Annotated in this window: 15 protein-coding genes and 1 pseudogene; 11 read left to right on the top strand and 5 right to left on the bottom strand. The window is 61.8% G+C overall.

The window, feature by feature from the left end:
• Positions 1 to 3 precede the first annotated feature (3 nt).
• The 3 genes from BUB62_RS13800 to porX form a co-directional block, all read right to left on the bottom strand.
• Positions 4 to 810, bottom strand: coding sequence for a hypothetical protein (locus BUB62_RS13800; protein ID WP_073111030.1), 807 nt, complete (start codon positions 808 to 810; stop codon positions 4 to 6).
• 203 nt (positions 811 to 1,013) lie between these two features.
• The gene (locus tag BUB62_RS13795) at positions 1,014 to 1,820 is read right to left on the bottom strand and encodes a hypothetical protein (RefSeq protein WP_073111028.1); all 807 of its coding nucleotides are present in this window, start codon (positions 1,818 to 1,820) and stop codon (positions 1,014 to 1,016) included.
• Between the two features lie 304 nt (positions 1,821 to 2,124).
• Positions 2,125 to 3,690, bottom strand: a complete 1,566-nt coding sequence (gene porX / locus BUB62_RS13785; RefSeq protein ID WP_073111024.1) for a T9SS response regulator signal transducer PorX — start codon at positions 3,688 to 3,690, stop codon at positions 2,125 to 2,127.
• Between the two features lie 360 nt (positions 3,691 to 4,050).
• Between porX and BUB62_RS13780 the strand changes: the two genes are divergently transcribed.
• From BUB62_RS13780 to BUB62_RS13750, 7 genes are all read left to right on the top strand, one after another.
• Positions 4,051 to 5,283: an HD domain-containing protein gene (locus tag BUB62_RS13780; RefSeq protein WP_073111022.1), complete on the top strand. Its 1,233-nt coding sequence runs from the start codon at positions 4,051 to 4,053 to the stop codon at positions 5,281 to 5,283.
• A 202-nt stretch (positions 5,284 to 5,485) separates the two neighbouring features.
• Complete coding sequence (gene lpxD / locus BUB62_RS13775) at positions 5,486 to 6,526, top strand: UDP-3-O-(3-hydroxymyristoyl)glucosamine N-acyltransferase (protein ID WP_073111021.1); 1,041 nt, start codon at positions 5,486 to 5,488, stop codon at positions 6,524 to 6,526.
• 110 nt (positions 6,527 to 6,636) lie between these two features.
• A complete protein-coding gene (locus BUB62_RS13770; RefSeq protein ID WP_073111019.1) occupies positions 6,637 to 8,031 on the top strand; it encodes a bifunctional UDP-3-O-[3-hydroxymyristoyl] N-acetylglucosamine deacetylase/3-hydroxyacyl-ACP dehydratase in 1,395 nt (464 codons plus the stop codon).
• Between the two features lie 101 nt (positions 8,032 to 8,132).
• Complete coding sequence (gene lpxA, locus BUB62_RS13765; protein ID WP_073111017.1) at positions 8,133 to 8,930, top strand: acyl-ACP--UDP-N-acetylglucosamine O-acyltransferase; 798 nt, start codon at positions 8,133 to 8,135, stop codon at positions 8,928 to 8,930.
• Positions 8,931 to 8,934: 4 nt separating this feature from the next.
• Positions 8,935 to 9,567 (top strand): ABC transporter ATP-binding protein, encoded by a 633-nt coding sequence (locus tag BUB62_RS13760; protein WP_073111015.1) that lies wholly within the window; start codon positions 8,935 to 8,937, stop codon positions 9,565 to 9,567.
• A 51-nt stretch (positions 9,568 to 9,618) separates the two neighbouring features.
• On the top strand, positions 9,619 to 10,194 hold the full coding sequence (locus BUB62_RS13755; RefSeq protein ID WP_073111013.1) for a Uma2 family endonuclease: 576 nt from the start codon (positions 9,619 to 9,621) through the stop codon (positions 10,192 to 10,194).
• Between the two features lie 134 nt (positions 10,195 to 10,328).
• Positions 10,329 to 10,682 (top strand): hypothetical protein, encoded by a 354-nt coding sequence (locus BUB62_RS13750; RefSeq protein WP_073111011.1) that lies wholly within the window; start codon positions 10,329 to 10,331, stop codon positions 10,680 to 10,682.
• 209 nt (positions 10,683 to 10,891) lie between these two features.
• On the opposite strand, the gene BUB62_RS13745 is transcribed toward BUB62_RS13750, so the two are convergent.
• Both BUB62_RS13745 and BUB62_RS13740 read right to left on the bottom strand, forming a co-directional pair.
• Positions 10,892 to 11,659 (bottom strand): DUF4197 domain-containing protein, encoded by a 768-nt coding sequence (locus BUB62_RS13745; protein WP_073111009.1) that lies wholly within the window; start codon positions 11,657 to 11,659, stop codon positions 10,892 to 10,894.
• Between the two features lie 159 nt (positions 11,660 to 11,818).
• A complete protein-coding gene (locus BUB62_RS13740) occupies positions 11,819 to 12,631 on the bottom strand; it encodes a DUF4197 domain-containing protein (RefSeq protein WP_073111007.1) in 813 nt (270 codons plus the stop codon).
• A 100-nt stretch (positions 12,632 to 12,731) separates the two neighbouring features.
• On the opposite strand from BUB62_RS13740, the gene BUB62_RS13735 reads away from it, so the two are divergent.
• The 4 genes and pseudogenes from BUB62_RS13735 to BUB62_RS13720 all read left to right on the top strand — a co-directional run.
• Positions 12,732 to 14,003: a competence/damage-inducible protein A gene (locus tag BUB62_RS13735; protein ID WP_073111005.1), complete on the top strand. Its 1,272-nt coding sequence runs from the start codon at positions 12,732 to 12,734 to the stop codon at positions 14,001 to 14,003.
• Between the two features lie 162 nt (positions 14,004 to 14,165).
• Entirely contained in the window at positions 14,166 to 14,639 is a 474-nt protein-coding gene (locus BUB62_RS13730; protein ID WP_143164179.1) for a hypothetical protein, read from the top strand.
• A 27-nt stretch (positions 14,640 to 14,666) separates the two neighbouring features.
• On the top strand, positions 14,667 to 15,287 hold the full coding sequence (locus BUB62_RS13725) for a hypothetical protein (RefSeq protein WP_073111002.1): 621 nt from the start codon (positions 14,667 to 14,669) through the stop codon (positions 15,285 to 15,287).
• Positions 15,288 to 15,733: 446 nt separating this feature from the next.
• Positions 15,734 to 16,089 (top strand): annotated as a pseudogene (locus BUB62_RS13720) (hypothetical protein); the annotation flags it as partial.

Genomic DNA, 16,089 nt, shown 5'->3' with positions numbered 1-16,089 from the left:
GGCCTAGAGCTGAATCGTCAGCGTGCGGCCCCGGCGCGTCCAGGTGCCCTGCATTCCGAAGCCGCCCGAACCATTGTCATCGTTGCCATCCTGCCCGAAGCCGTTCTGATCGAAGCCGTTGCCGTTCATATCCTGGGGCGCGTAGCCATTGGCCGCGTAGCCCCGGCGGGGCCGGCGGCCGTAGTAGGCACGCTGCCGCAGCAGCCCCGGCGCGTGCTGGCGGGCGGCCTGGCCCAGGGCCAGGCGCAGCAGGCCGGCGGAAGCCATGCCGGGCCGGCGGCGCTGCATGTTGGCGGCGCGGCTGGCCGCAGAGTTGGCGAAGCGCACATAGGCGCGGGCCATTTCAAACTCCTGGTCTTCGGGGCTTAGCCCTTCCAGCTCCAGCTCGAAGAGGTTGCTGGCTGCCGAGCCCAGCTTATTGCCGATCATGCCGCCCAGCGGCCCCCCAACCAGGGAGCCCAGCGCCCCGCCGGCAATGGGCAGCGCCTTTTTGGCCACGGTTTTGAGGATGTTGCCCAGCCCCCGCCCCACCGACGAGCGGGCAAAGTTGCCGACGGCCCTCCCCGCGCTCTTGATCAGCTTGCCCAAGAACATGTTCAGCTCCTGCTCATTGCTAACTTCGAGCAGCTCGTGAGCCAGCTCCATTTCCTGGGTTTCGTTGAGCTCCTGCTCCCCGTTCATCTCGAACGTCTCGCCGCTCATTTCCCCCACGAATTCGGGGTTGAACTCATAGGTTTCGTGGGAGCCATACTCCTGCTGCTCCTGGCCAAGGGCGGCCTCAAATTCCTGCGCAAACTCGTTGTTGTACATGACTGTAGGGGTAAAGAGTGAAATTGCGAAGTGGTGAAGGGTGAAGTGGTGAAGTGGTGAAGTGGTGAAATAGTGAGATGGTGAGATGGTGAGTTTGATGTTCAATCCGCGCTGGTGACGCAGCTGGTGCCGGTAGCGCCGTTCCGCGCCAGCAGAACGACAACTCACTATCTCACCAACTCACTATCTCACCATCTCACCGTTTAGGCGTTTAGAATTACCAGCGCGTTGCCGCGCCGGACCCAGGTGCCGCTGTTGGCGCGGGGGCGGGCGGCGGTGGGCGCGGCGGGCTTTAGGCCGCCGCGAAGCAGGCCGGGCGCGTGCCGGGCCGCCGAGGCGTTGAGCACCTGCTGGCCGAGCTGGCCCAGGCTGATGCCGGGGTTCTGCTGCACGGCCTGGCTGGCGCGCTTGGCCACGTCGGTGGCGAAGCGCACGAAGGACTGCGCGATTTCCAGCTCCTGGTTTTCGGGGCTCAGGGCCTCCAGTTCCAGGTTGAAGATGCGTTGGGCGTTGCCGGCCAGCCAGTCGCCGGCCTGGGTGCCGGCCCAGCTGCCGGCTTTCTGCCCGGCCCAATTGCCCAGGCGGGCCCCGGTAGCCCCAAACCGCCCTCCGATGGCCGCACCGAGCCGGCCGCCGGCCGAGCCCCCGGCCTGCCCGCCGTATTGGCCTGCCAGCTGGGGCAGCGTTTTCTTGCCAAAATCGACCAGGTACTGGCCCACGCCCCGGCCGGCCGGCGAAGCCACGAAGCGCGAGGCCGCCCCGGTCGCCTTGCTGATCAGGCTGCTCAGAAACTGGCTCAGCTCCTGCTCCGTGCTGACTTCGAGCAGCTGGTAGGCCATTTCCAGCTCCTGCTGCTCCTGTTGGCTGGTTTCATAGGTTTCGCCGCTGAACTCCTGCCCCAGCTCCAGCTCCTGGCCGTACTCGCCCTGGGCGCCGTACTCGTATTCGTTTTCAAATTCCCCGGCCAGCGGGCTTTCCAGCTCCTGCAGGGTTCGATCTATGTTGTGCATGGCGCAAGCGGTTTGGGGTGAAGGATTAATTCCTCCCTCCTTTTTCCAAACCCTGGGCCAGCCTGCCAAAGTCCATTTCCAGCCTCTCAGAGCCCATACCGCCGAAATTGATTTCGGAATAAGCAGTATCCTTTGTGCTGAGCGAAAAAGATTTCGCCAGTCCTCCCGTTTTCGGCTTCATCCTACCCAGTTTGACTCCGCGCCAACCCTGGCTGCTATCGGGGTCGGTTGGCTCTAGGCCACAAAAAAGCGGCGGGACTCCGAAGAACCCCGCCACTGCGCATATATGTAAAAACCGCCTCTACTACCCCTTTGGACTCAGCGTGATGTAGGGGATAATCACCTCTTCTAGGGAGATGCCGCCGTGCTGGAACGTGTCCTTGTAGTAGTTCACGTAGTAGTTGTAGTTGTTGGGGTAGGCGAAGAAGTAGTCGCCCAGGGTGAAGACGTAGGCGGTGCTCACGTTTTCGCGGGGCAGGAAGATGCGCTCCGGCTTGCGCACCACGTACACGTCCTTGTCGGTGAAGCCCAGGTTCTTGCCGTGCTTGTAGCGCAGGTTGGTGTTGGTGTTCCGGTCGCCCACGATCTTGAAGGGGCGCTTCACGCGGATGGTGCCGTGGTCGGTGGTGATGATCATCTTGCCCTTTTTCTCGGCAATCTGCTGGATGATTTCATACAGCGGCGAGTGCAGAAACCACGACTTGGTCAGGCTGCGGTAGGCCGATTCGTCGGCGGCCAGCTCCCGGATCATGGCCATGTCGGTGCGGGCGTGCGAGAGCATATCCACGAAGTTGTAGACGATGACGTTGCACTTGTACTGGTTGTGCAGGTTGCTCATCTTGCCTACTAAGTCCTTGCCGGCCTGCAGGTTGGTGACCTTGTTGTAGCTGAACTTGTACTTCTGGTTGGCCTTCTGGAACATGATTTCCATGAACTCGGCCTCGTTGAGGTTCTTGCCCTCGTCGTCGTCGTCGTTCACCCACAGGTTGGGATACTTCTTCTGAATTTCGCCGGGCATCATGCCTGAGAAGATGGCGTTGCGGGCGTAGGCCGTGGTGGTGGGCAGAATGGAATAGTACATTTCCTCCTGATCCACCGTGAACAGCTCGGCAATAATGGGCTCCAGCGTTTTCCACTGGTCGTAGCGCAGGTTGTCGATGAGCAGGAAGTACACGGGCGTGTCGCCGGTTTCCTTCAGATACGGGAACACGCGCTCCTTGAACAGCTCGTGCGACATCAGCGGCGCGTCGTCCACTTCCTTGTTCACCCACTCCTCGTAGTTGTCCATAATGAACTTGGAGAAGTAGTTATTGGCCTCGTCCTTCTGCATGTTGAAGACCTCGGCCATGCTCTTGCCCTCGGTTTCATCAATCTCCAACTCCCAGTACACGAGCTTCTTATATACATCGGCCCACTCCTGGGGCGAGAGCCGGTCGCCGAGCTGCATGCCGAGCTGGCGGAAGTCGCGCTGGTAGCTGCTGTTGGTTTTCTCCGAAATCAGGCGCTTGTTGTCGAGCACCTTTTTCACGCTCAGCAGAATCTGGTTCGGGTTGACGGGCTTGATGAGGTAGTCGGCAATCTTGGAGCCGATGGCATCCTCCATGATGTGCTCTTCCTCGCTCTTAGTAATCATAATGACCGGCAGCGTGGGCTTGGCGGCCTTGATTTCGGTGAGGGTTTCCAGGCCTGTGAGGCCGGGCATGTTCTCATCCAGAAATACGATGTCGAAATTCTGCTCCTGCACCTGCTCGATGGCGTCGGCCCCAGAATTTACGCCGGTCACGTCGTAGCCCTTTTCGGTCAGGAAGAGAATGTGCGGCTTGAGCAGGTCGATTTCATCATCGGCCCAGAGTATGGAGTAACGCTGCATGTTGGGGTCTTAGAGGCACTTATGGGAAACGGCGCGGCTACAAGCCACGCGTTGGGTGAAACCAGCTGCATTTGCCGAATCCCGGCCTGATTACGCTCCCAAAGGAGGGGAAACGGCGCGGCCAGGTTGCAAATGAAGTTCAATAAGTAGCTTTACTCCCAATCCGAGGCTTTTGGTTATGAAAAATTACCGCCAGCCGCTATTCCGGGGCTAACTCCACCGTAAAGAAGCCAAAAATTGTTGGTTTGGGTTCCGGAGCCGCCGGGCCCAGATTTCCGCGGCAGCCGTATTCGGGCTCGCCAACCTTGTCTTTATCTGCTCCTACGCCCGCCGCAAAGGCGGTGCTCCAGATTTGCTCCATTGAACAAAAAAAAGATCTTCAACGACCCGGTTTACGGCTTCGTCACCATCTCCACTGAGCTGCTGTTCGACCTCATTGAGCATCCGTATTTTCAGCGCCTGCGCCGCATTCAGCAGCTCGGCCTCACCATGTTTGTGTATCCGGGGGCGCTGCACACGCGCTTCCACCACGCGCTGGGAGCCATGCACCTGATGACGCTGGCCCTGCGCACGCTCAAAGACAAGGGCGTGAAGATTTCGGCTAAGGAAGGCGAGGCCGCCCTCATTGCTATTCTGCTCCACGACATCGGCCACGGCCCCCTCTCCCATGCCCTGGAAACGGCCATTTTCCACGAAGTGCACCACGAGCACCTGAGCCTGCACCTGATGCAGAAGCTCAACGCCGAGCATGGCGGCAAGCTCGATCTGGCCATCCGCATCTTCCAGGGCACCTACGAGAGGCCATTTTTCCACCAGCTCGTCAGCAGCCAGCTCGATATGGACCGCCTCGACTACCTCAACCGTGACTCCTTCTATACCGGCGTGCAGGAAGGCCGCCCCGGCGCCGACCGCCTCATCAAGATGCTCACGGTGGTCGATGAAAAGCTGGTGCTGGAGGAAAAAGCCGTGTACAGCATCGAGAATTTCCTGGTGAGCCGGCGGCTGATGTACTGGCAGGTGTATCTGCACAAAACCGTGACCAGCGCCGAGCAAATGATTATCCGCATCATTCAGCGGGCCCGCGACTTGGTGCGCTCCGGCCACGAGGTGCCCGCCTCCCCCGACCTGCACTTTTTCCTGAGCAAGCCCGTCACCATCACCGATTTTGAGCAGGACGACACCGTGCTGCACCGCTTCGTGCAGCTCGACGATACCGACGTGTGGAGCGGCGTAAAGCTGTGGGTAAACCACCCCGATAAAGTCCTCAGCTACATGGCGCGCAGCATTCTGGACCGCAAGCTCTTCAAGATCATCCTCCAGACCGAGCCCTTCGACAAGGAGTTCAAGGCGGGCGTAGTAGAGCTGATTACCGAGCATTTCGGGCTTTCCCTGGAAGACGCCAGCCAGCTCATGCTCGCCGGCCGCATCAGCAACAACGCCTACGACGCCGACGGCAAGGATGCCATCGAGGTACTCACCAAGCGCGGCCACGTCGTGAACGTAGCCGAAGCCTCCGATTTGCCCAACATCCGCGCCCTGGGCCAGCGCGTGGAAAAGCACTACATCTGCTACCCGAAGGAAATTGCGGGGTAGAGTCTTGGTTTGGTGGGGGCTTGATTTTTTTCGGCTGTCATCGTGAGCCTGCGAAGGACCTTATCAGTGTAGAACGATCATCGTTAGTACGACTCGTTCCACTGGCATAAGGTCCTTCGCTTTGCTCAGGATGACAGCCGAAAAAGACCAAGCCTCGACGGCCAAAAACCAAAAACCGAAAACCAACCGCTACTTTTGACCCATGGAATTTACCGTAGGCCAGATTGCGGAGGTCCTGCACGGCGCAGTCGAAGGCGACGCCACGCAGCGCATTGACCGGTTGGCAAAAATCGAGGAAGCCCGGGCGGGCGCGTTGTCCTTTCTGGCCAATGCCAAGTATGAGCCCTACCTGTACACCACCGGCGCGTCGGCCGTGATTGTGAGCCGCACGCAGGTGCTGCACAAGCCCGTGCAAACGGCCCTGATTCGCGTAGACGACCCCTACACCAGCTTTACCACCCTGCTCGAATTTTACCAGCAGGCCACCCGCACCGGCCGGCGCGGCGTGGAGGAGCCCGCCTTTCTGGGCAGCGGCTCCGAAATCGGCGACAACCACTACCGCGGCGCGTTTTCCTACATCGGCGAAAACTGCCGCATCGGCCGCGATGTGGTGATTTTTCCCCACGCCTACATCGGCGACCGGTGCGTAATCGGCGACGGCACCATCATCTATGCCGGGGCCAAAATTTACGCCGAAACCGTCATTGGGGCCCGCTGCACCGTGCACGCCGGCGCCGTTGTCGGCTCCGATGGCTTCGGCTTCGCACCCCAGCCCGATGGCTCCTACCGTGCTATTCCGCAGATCGGCAACGTGGTGCTGGAAGACAACGTGAGCATCGGGGCCAATGCCACCATCGACTGCGCCACGATGGGCGCCACCATCATCCGCGAAGGGGCCAAGATTGATAACCTCGTGCAGATTGCCCACAACGTGGAAATTGGGCGCCACACGGTGGTGGCGGCGCAGTCGGGCATTTCGGGCTCCACCAAAATCGGGGATTTCTGCGTGCTGGCGGGCCAAACCGGCATTGCCGGCCACCTCACGCTGGCCAACCGCACCACCGTTACGGCGCAGTCGGGCGTGGGCAAATCCACCAAGACGGAAGGCATTCTGCTGCAGGGCTCCCCGGCCTTCGCCCTGCGCGACAGCCTGCGGGCCAACGCCGTTTTCCGCCACCTGCCCGAGCTGGAGCGCCGCCTGAGTGATCTGGAGAATAAGAATCAGACGACGGAAAAGCCCTAGCTTTGCAGCCCTATTTAGTTGTCAGTTGCTCGTTGCCAGTTGTCAGGTCAGTTCTGTTTAGGATAGTCCGGTAGCTGACAACAGACAACTAACAACTGACAACCGATCAAATGAACGACAAGCAACACACGATAAAGGCCCCGGTGACCGTGAGCGGGATTGGGCTGCACACCGGCGTTACGGCCAACATGACGTTTTGCCCCGCGCCCGTCAACCACGGCTATAAGTTTCAGCGCATCGATTTGCCCGGCCAGCCCATCGTGGATGCCGACGTGGACAACGTAGTGGATCTGAGCCGCGGCACCACCATCGAGCAGAACGGCGCCCGCGTGAATACCGTGGAGCACACGCTGGCCGCGCTGGTCGGGTTGCAGATTGATAACGTGCTGATTCAGCTCGACGGCCCCGAGCCCCCCATCATGGATGGCTCCAGCTACGAGTTCATCCGGGCTATCATGGAAGCCGGCCTCGAAGAGCAGAACGCGCTGCGCAACTACTTCGAGATTCCGGAGGAAATCCGCTACGTGGAGCACGGCCGGGCCGTGGAAATTGCCGCCCTGCCCCTGAACGACTACCGCCTCACGGTGATGGTGGACTACAACTCGCCGGTGCTGGGCTCGCAGCACGCTTCGCTGAACGACATTTCGCAGTTCACGGCCGAAATCTCGTCGTCGCGCACGTTCTGCTTTCTGCACGAGTTGGAGGCGCTCTACAAGTCTAACCTGATCAAGGGCGGCGATTTAAGCAACGCCATTGTGGTGGTGGACCGCGTGGTGAGCGAAGACGAGCTGGACGGACTGGCCACCATGCTGGGCAAGCCCAAAGTGGCCGTGAAGAAGGAAGGCATTTTGAATAATGTGGACCTGCGCTACAAAAACGAGCCCGCCCGCCACAAGCTCCTCGACTTGGTCGGCGACCTGGCCCTGGTGGGTCGGCCGCTGAAGGGCCAGATTCTGGCCGCCCGCCCCGGCCACGCCGCCAACGTGGCTTTTGCCAAGAAGATCAAGAAGAAGATGATGGAGGCCAACGCCTCCCCGGTGCCCACCTACGACCCGAACCGGGAGCCCGTGATGGACATCAACCAGATCATGCAGGTGCTGCCCCACCGCTACCCGTTCCTGCTGATCGACAAGGTGATTCATCTGGATGCCACCACCGTTACGAGCATCAAGAACGTGACGATGAACGAGCCGTTTTTCCAGGGCCACTACCCCGGCAACCCCGTTTTTCCGGGCGTGCTGCAGGTAGAGGCCATGGCTCAGACCGGCGGCATTCTGGTATTGAACACCGTGCCCGACCCGGAAAACTACACGCCCTACTTCATCGGCATCGAAAACTGCCGCTTCCGCAAGATGGTGAAGCCCGGTGACACCATCATTTTCCGCTGCGTGCTGTTAGCCCCTGTAAAGCGCGGCATCGCCAAAATGAAAGGCCAGGCCTTTGTGAATGGCAAAGTGGTGATGGAAGCTGAAATGAGCGCCGCCATCGTCAAGAAGGAAAATTAAAAATGAAGAATGAAGAATTAAAAATGGCTTCCCTGGCTCTTTGCGAACAGGCCATTTGCTTCAATTCTTAATTTTTAATTCTCAATTTTTAATTGAAAAGAATGAACCAGCCGCTCGCCTACATTCACCCCGAAGCCAAGATTGCCCAAAATGTTGTGGTCGAACCATTTACGACCATCGACAAGGATGTGGAAATCGGGGAAGGCACCTGGATTGGGCCCAACGTGACCATTATGTCGGGGGCCCGCATCGGCAAAAACTGCAAGATCTTCCCCGGCGCCGTCATTGCCGCCATGCCCCAAGACCTGAAGTTTGCCGGCGAAAAAACCACCGTTCACATCGGCGACAACACCGTGATTCGGGAGTGCGTGACGGTGAACCGCGGCACCGTGGACCGGCTCAAGACCGTGGTGGGCGCCAACTGCCTGCTGATGGCCTACGTGCACGTGGCCCACGACTGCATCATCGGCAACCACTGCGTGCTGGCCAACGGCGTGCAGCTGGCCGGCCACGTCGAAATCGGCGACTACGCCATCATTGGGGGCACTTCGGCGGTGCACCAGTTCGTGAAAGTGGGCCAGCATGCCATGATTTCGGGCGGCTCGCTGGTGCGCAAAGACGTGCCGCCGTTTGTGAAAGCCGGCCGCGAGCCGCTCACCTACAGCGGCATCAACTCCATCGGCCTGCGCCGCCGCGGGTTTTCCGATCAGAAAATCAGCGAAATTCAGATGCTCTACCGCCTGCTGTTTATGAGCGGCCTGAACAACAACGACGCGCTGGACAAGATTGAGCTGGAGCTGCTGCCCTCGCCCGAGCGCGACGAGGTGGTGAACTTCGTGCGCAACTCCGGCCGCGGCGTGATCAAAGGCTACTCCCGCAACGGCAGCAGCGCCGACTAACGCGGTGCGCATCGAAGCCAACGGGCTGGGCAAGCGCTTCCAGCGGGATTGGATTTTCCGCGGCCTGACCCACGTTTTCGAGCCCGGCACCGCCACCGCTATTCTGGGACCCAACGGCTCGGGCAAAAGCACCCTGCTCAACACCATTTCCGGCCAGCTGCTCTCTTCCGAAGGTACTTTGGCCTACTCGCACGCCGGCCGCGCCGTGGCCGTGGAAGACGTGCCGCCCCTGCTGGCCTACTGCGCCCCGTATCTGGAGCTGATTGAGGAGCTGACCCTGACGGAGCTGCTGCACTTTCATACCCGCTTCAAGCCCCTGCGCCCCAGCCTCAGCCCCCAGGCCCTTATTGGGCTGATGTACCTGGAAAAGTCGCGCCACAAGCTGATCCGCGACTTTTCCTCGGGCATGAAGCAGCGCCTCAAGCTGGCCCTGGCCCTCTACGCCGATACGCCTCTGCTCCTGCTCGACGAGCCCACCACCAACCTCGACCGCACCGGCATGGACTGGTATCGTGAGCATGTGCACGCCACCGCCCCCGGCCGCCTGGTGCTGGTCAGCTCCAACGTGCCGGAGGAATACGATTTCTGCCCGCAGCAGCTCAGCGTCACGGATTTTGGGGCGCAGGCTGCCCGGTGATGCGCTACGATTGTCGGGGCGGCTGCGTATTTTTGGTGAAACCCCACGCCGATGTCAGCCCAAGCTAAACCGTACATTACGCCTGAAGAATACCTGGCCGCTGAGCGGGCAGCCGACTTCAAGAGCCTGTATTATGAAGGCGAGGTATTCGCCATGTCGGGAGCCAGCCGGGCGCACAACCTGCTGGTTTCAAACCTGATTATTAGCCTGGGAAACCGTATTGGCGACAAATGCAGCGTGTTTCCGAGTGATATGCGCGTGCATGTGGCCGCCAACGGCCTCTACACCTACCCCGACGTATCGGTGGTATGCGGGAAAGAAGAGTATCTGGAAGAAGCTTACCTCGACACGTTGCTCAACCCGGTGGTGCTGGCGGAAGTGCTGTCGGAAAGCACCGGCAAGAACGATCGGGGCAGCAAGTTCATGCTTTACAAGAGCATTGCCAGTCTGCAGCATTATGTGTTGGTTGACAGCCAGCGGGTCAGCATTGCCGTGTACTCGCGGGCGGCGGCGGGCAGCTGGCTGTTTCAGGAGTACCAGGGTCTGGAGGCCGTAGTGCCCCTGCCCGCGCTGAGCCTGGAGCTGCCGCTGGCCGAAGTGTACCGGCGGCTGGAGTTGCCGGTTTGAGCATCCTGCGGCACTTTGGGAAACTTATTTTCCCCTCCGACAATTAACCCAAACCCGGTCGTGCCGTATCTTCGCGCCCGGAAGCCTTTCGTAGTTTTTTCCATTTTTTCACCCATTAGTGCCCTGACACGGCTATGAGACAATACGACGACCTCGACGATGATCTGCTCGGCGACGACGACGAGCTGGATAATTTTGCCAAATCCGGCGGTGCGGCCACCCGCGGCAGCTCCGAAGACCGGCTTTCGGCCAAATACGCCGACTACCTGATGTGGCGCGACACAGGCTCGTCCCACGACGAGGCCCTGGACCTGGCCAGCATGACGGAGGACGAATTTGCCACCGCCGAAGCCGCCGAAGATCCTGACGGCAGCCGCAGCTTCTCCAGCCTCGACGACGAGGACGACGAGTTTGCCGATGATGACGAGGAAGAAACCTACACCAGCCGCGGCCGCAGCAAAGGCCGCTACGACGACGACGATTATTAAGTCGCCGCTTGGCTTGTGAAACCAAAAGACCTGTCATCCTGAGCAAAGCGAAGGACCTTCCTCCCAGTTTACTGCACTCGCCTTTCAACGCCCAAAGCCCTTTACCATTCGCGTGGTAAAGGGCTTTGCTCATTTCAAAAGGTTTGTCGCTTAACCGAGGAAGGTCCTTCGCTTTGCTCAGGATGACAGGTCTTTTGGTTTGGTGGTCTCTACGACCCGCCGAACACGCGGCGCAGCAGCTGGGTGGTGCGGGCCACGGGGTTTTCGCGGATGTTGGCTTCTTCCTGGGCAATGAGCGTGAACAGGCCGCCGATGGCTTTTTCGGTGGCATACTGGTTCAGGTCGGGGTTCACGGGCTTCACCAGCGGAATCTGGTTGTAGCGCGTCACCAGGCCGGAGTAGTACTGGGTGGCGCTCACCTTATCCAGGCTCTGCTGGATGATGGGCTTGAAAGCCGTGGTGAGCTGGTCGGTGGTGGTGCGGCGCAGGTAGTTGGTGGCCGCGTCCTTCTGGCCCGTGAGGATGCCCCACACGTCGCTGAAGGTGAGGCTTTTGATAGCCGAAATAAAGATGGGCTTGGCGCTTTTGGCCGCGTCTTCTGCCCCGCGGTTGAGCGACAGCTCGAACTTATCGACCTGGGCGCCCAGGCCGATGGCGCGGAGCGTGGTGGCCACGCGCTGGGCATCAGGCGGGAACGGGATGCGGATGAGCTTATTGAGGTAGAAGCCATCCTGCCGCGAGGCCTGGTCGGCACCTTTGGTGATGCCCTGGGTGAGGGCTTCCTTCAGGCCCAGGGCGGCCTCGTTCTGGCTCAGGCTGCCTCTGCCGGGGGCGCCAGGCGTAGTGGTACGGGTAGTAGTACCGGGCTTGGGCAGCAGGATGTCGCCGATTTTGGGCAGCCGGATTACCTGGGCCGAGGCGCTTACTTGCAGCCCCAGCACGGCGGCTACGAGCAGGGAATAGCGGAGGTTTTTCATAACGAGGCAAGAGCAGACGGAGCCAGCCAACGCGGCCGGTGTCGGGGCTAAGACAGAAACCGGACCAAAAACCACTGCCGCGGCCACCAACAAAAAAGGATTCGGCGCGCCGGAAGTGGCGCGCCGAATCCTTTTGGTAGTGGTGCTTTGCTGCTTCGGCTACTTGCCGCGGCCGAAGGTGCGGCTCAGCAGCTCGGAGGTGCGGGCGGCCGGGTTCATGCGGATGCGGCCTTCCTCGGAAGCAATGAGGCTGAACAGGCCGTTGATGGTCTGCTGGGTGGCGTAGGGCGTCAGGCTGGGGTCGAGCTTGGTGACCAGCGGAATGCGGTTGTAGCGGGCCACCATCTCGGCGTAGAGCCGGGTGGCACCAGCCTGCTCCAGGGCTGTCTGCATGATGGGTGTGAAGGCGGCCCGCAGCTGGGGCTCGGTTTTCTCGTGCAGATACGTGGTGGCCGCGTCGGGCTCGCGGGTGGTGAGCAGGCCCAGCGCATCGGAGAACGTGAGGCCCTGGATGGCATTCACGAAGATGGGCTTGGCCTGCCCGGCGGCGGCTTCGGCGGCGTGGTTCAGAGCCACCTCGAAATTATCGACCAAAGCCCCCAGACGTAGCGTGCGCAGGGTGGTGGCTACCAGCTCGGCCTCGGGCGGGGTCGTCAGGCGAATGTCGGCGTTGGCGTTGAAGCCGTCGGCGGCGCTAGCCTCGGCCACGGCCTTGGTCACGCTGGTGGTCAGGGCCTCGTGCAGGGCCGAGTTGGCATCGTCGGCGGTGAGGGGTGGCAGCGTGGGCACCACCGGCGCGGGGGCTTTCACCGTGGTTTTGGTGGTGGTCGTAGTCTTGGGCTTAACGGCCGGCTTCTTGGCGGTGGTCGTCTTTTTGGTGGTGGTGGTCTTCTTGGTGGTCTGGGCCTGGGTGGCATGAGCACCGGCCAGCGACAGGGCCGCCACGGCTACGAGGATACGAAAACGGGTCATAGAGAGAAAAAAAACGAAAACCAGACGCCCTTTGTGGTGGTCTTATTCGCTCAAGGGCACAAATTGCACCAAATTCCCTCTTCTTCCTAACCTGCGCCCCATGCCCAAGCTGCCCAACGCGGAAATCATCACCATCGGCGACGAACTGCTCTACGGACAGGTCATTGATACCAACTCCGCTTTTCTGGGGCAGGAGCTGGGCAAGCTCGGCATCCGGGTGCGGCAGATTACCAGCGTGTCGGACCGCGCCGATGAAATTGTGACGGCCCTGGACCTGGCCCGCACCCGCGCCGACGTGGTGCTGACCACCGGCGGCCTGGGCCCCACCAAGGACGACCTGACCAAGCACATCCTCACTGAGTACTTCGGCACCGAGCTGGTATTGCACGAGGCCTCCCTGCGCGATGTGGAAGCCATCTTTGCCCGCTTCAATCGGCCCATGCTGGAGGTGAACCGCCAGCAGGCCTACCTGCCCGCCACCTGCGTGCCCATCCGCAACCTGGTGGGCACCGCCCCCGGCATGTGGTTCGAGGACCGGGGCACCGTGTTTGTGAGTATGCCCGGCGTGCCTTTCGAGATGAAGCGCATGATGACCGACACGGTGCTGCCGCGCCTGGCCCGCCACTTCCAGGTGCCGCCCATCGAGCACGTGGTGGTGCAGACGGTGGGCCTGGGCGAGTCGTTTCTGGCCGAGAAGATTGCCGACTGGGAAGCCGCGCTGCCGCCCAATATGAAGCTGGCCTACCTGCCCAGCCTGGGGGCCGTGCGCCTGCGCCTTACCGGCCAGGCCGACGGCCAGCCCGACCTGCGCGGCCGGATGCTGGCCCTGCTGCCGGCGCTGCGGGAGAAGCTGGGCAACCACATCTTCGCCGAAACCGACATCCCCCTGGAGCAGGCCGTGGGCGAGCTGCTGGCCGCCCGCGGCCTCACCATCGGCACGGCCGAGAGCTGCACCGGCGGCTACGTGGCCCACAAGCTTACCAGCGTGGCGGGCAGCTCGCGCTACTTCCGGGGCAGCATCGTGGCCTACGATAACGCGGTCAAAACCAGCCTTCTGGGTGTGGGCACCGAAACCCTGGCTGCACATGGTGCGGTGAGCGAGGCGGTGGTGCGCCAGATGGCCGAGGGCGCCCGCCAGCGCCTGGGCACCGATGTGGCCCTGGCCACTAGCGGCATTGCCGGCCCCGACGGCGGCACCCCCGACAAGCCCGTGGGCACCTTCTGGCTGGCCTACGCCGACGCGCACCAGACCCTGGCCCGCCAGATCAGTTTCAACCGCGGCCGCCAGCTCAACATTGAGTACGCCACCAGCGCGGTGCTGAACCTGCTGCGCCTGAGCCTGCCCCCGGAAAATAATTCGGCGGCCGAATAGACGAAGTGAAACCCGGGTAGCTATATTTAATGCGGCGCGGCCGTAGGCGCGACTCCCCCTGCGGGGAGCCCGTCGGCGGCCGGCGCGTTTATAGACTAAGTAGCTACTGTCCTGTGTGTTTATCCGGTTATCATTGGCGGGCCGCTAAGGCCCCGGCGGGCCGTGGTGCCTGCCCCCGGCCCCTCGTTTGGCGGCGCGGCCGGCGGCCTGGCGGTCCGGGTTGGCGGATGCCTCTCCCTGCTCAGGGCGCCGGCCGGGACTACCTGCGTTCTGGCGCGGGCCAACGCCGCGTTGCCCAAGACCGAAACCATTTTCCTTGCGACCAAAACGGTTTTGCCGTTGGGCAACGGCGTGTTGCCCAACGGCAAAACCGTTTTGCCCAAGACCAAAATGATTTTGCCGTTGGGCAAAACGATTTTACTCTCGACCAAAACGGTTTTGGTCTTGGGCAAAATCATTTTACTCTCGACCAAAATCATTTTGCCGTTGGGCAACACGCCGTTGCCCAAGACCAAAACCGTTTTGCCGTTGGGCAACGGCCTGTTGCCCAACGGCAAAACGGCATCGGGCAGCGGCAAGGGGCCCTGTGGTGAGGAAGAAACCGAGTGCTTCGCGGCCAACCGGCCTGTTGTTTAGCTGTTTTATTCTTCCTGCTTTCTTCCCATGAATTCCCGCAAACTGATTACCGCATATGATGCCGTTAGCAAAATGGACATCGGGCCGCTGGCCCAGAACTGCCTGACCAACATGGTGGGCAACGCCCGCTTTCCCAAAGCCAAGCCCCAGACCGATGCCCTGCAGGCCGCCCTGACGCCGTATCTGGCGGCCGTGAGCATTCTGCACGCCACCCCTACCCAGACCGCCGAGCTGGCCCAGCTGCGCCTGGCCCTCAACCAGGCCCTGAACGCCGTGGCTGTGCTGGCCAACTCCCTCTACGCCACCGATGAGGCGGCCCTGCTCTCCACGGGCCTCACCCTGAGCAAGGAGCGCGAGCGGCACACCACGCTGGAGGTGCCCGGCAAGTTTCAGCTCGTGGATGGGCCCCAGGCCGGCACGCTCTGCGCCAAGGCCAAGCGCCCGCCCCACGCCGTGGCCCTCAAGTATCTCTACTCGCTCGATGCTACCCTACCCGACATTGAGTGGTATGTGGTGGTGGTGCGCGAGGGCGACGCGCTGCTCACGGCCTGCAAAACCGCCGACCGGGTCTACTGCAAAGTAGCCGCCGTGGGCGGCGACACCGACCAGCAGCCCTTCACGGAGGTGCTGGCGCGCATCGTGCAGTAGGGGGCGGGTGGTGGGGACCTCACCCCCCGCCCCCTCTCCTTGGGAGAGGGGGAGCCGGCCGTCAGTCAATTGCCAGGGTTCCGGCCGCGCCGCCGTGGCTCCCCCTCTCCCAAGGAGAGGGGGCCGGGGGGTGAGGTCCCCCCGGCCCGGCCCACAATACACCTGGAGCAAAAGCCGCCGCCCCCGCCGGGGCGGCGGCTTTTTGCGTGCCGGCCGGGGCCGTGGGGCCAGCCGGCCGGGCCGGCCCCGGGGCCTGGGTGGGAACGGTAGCACTTAGGCCGTTAGGGCCACCGCTGCCGACAAAAACCCGCCCGCCCGCTTGGTTACCTAACCTCAACGGTAGTAGCTTTGCCGGAATACCTTCTCCCCAATCTTCTACCGGACCTTCAGCAACGGTTGCTCTTGTCCTGGCCTTTTCCCCCGGACGTGGCAGTCCTGTTGCTTGCATGAAGCACTTCTTCTCTTTGGCCGCCTGCGCGGCCCGCACCCGCCGGCTGGTGGCGGGGCACCTCTTGTTGCTGCTGACCCTGCTGCCCTGGGCGGCGCAGGCCCAGACCCCGGCCCCCGCCTGGCAGTTGGCCCTGAGCGGCAACAACAACCAGCCCGGCACGGGCGGCACCTCCATCACCCGCGCCACGGCCACCGACAGCCGGGGCAACGTGTTTATCACGGGCAACTTCTTGGGCTCGGTGAGCTTTGGCGGCACGCGCCTGACCAGCGCGGGCAGCAATGACGTGTTTGTGGCCAAGTGGGATGCCACGGCCCAGGCCTTCACCTGGGCCACCAGCGGCGGCGGCACCGG

The organism is Hymenobacter daecheongensis DSM 21074 (assembly GCF_900141805.1).
Lineage (GTDB): Bacteria > Bacteroidota > Bacteroidia > Cytophagales > Hymenobacteraceae > Hymenobacter > Hymenobacter daecheongensis.
The sequence above is the reverse complement of the archived record's forward strand: the minus strand, read 5'-3'. Positions and strand labels throughout refer to the sequence as shown.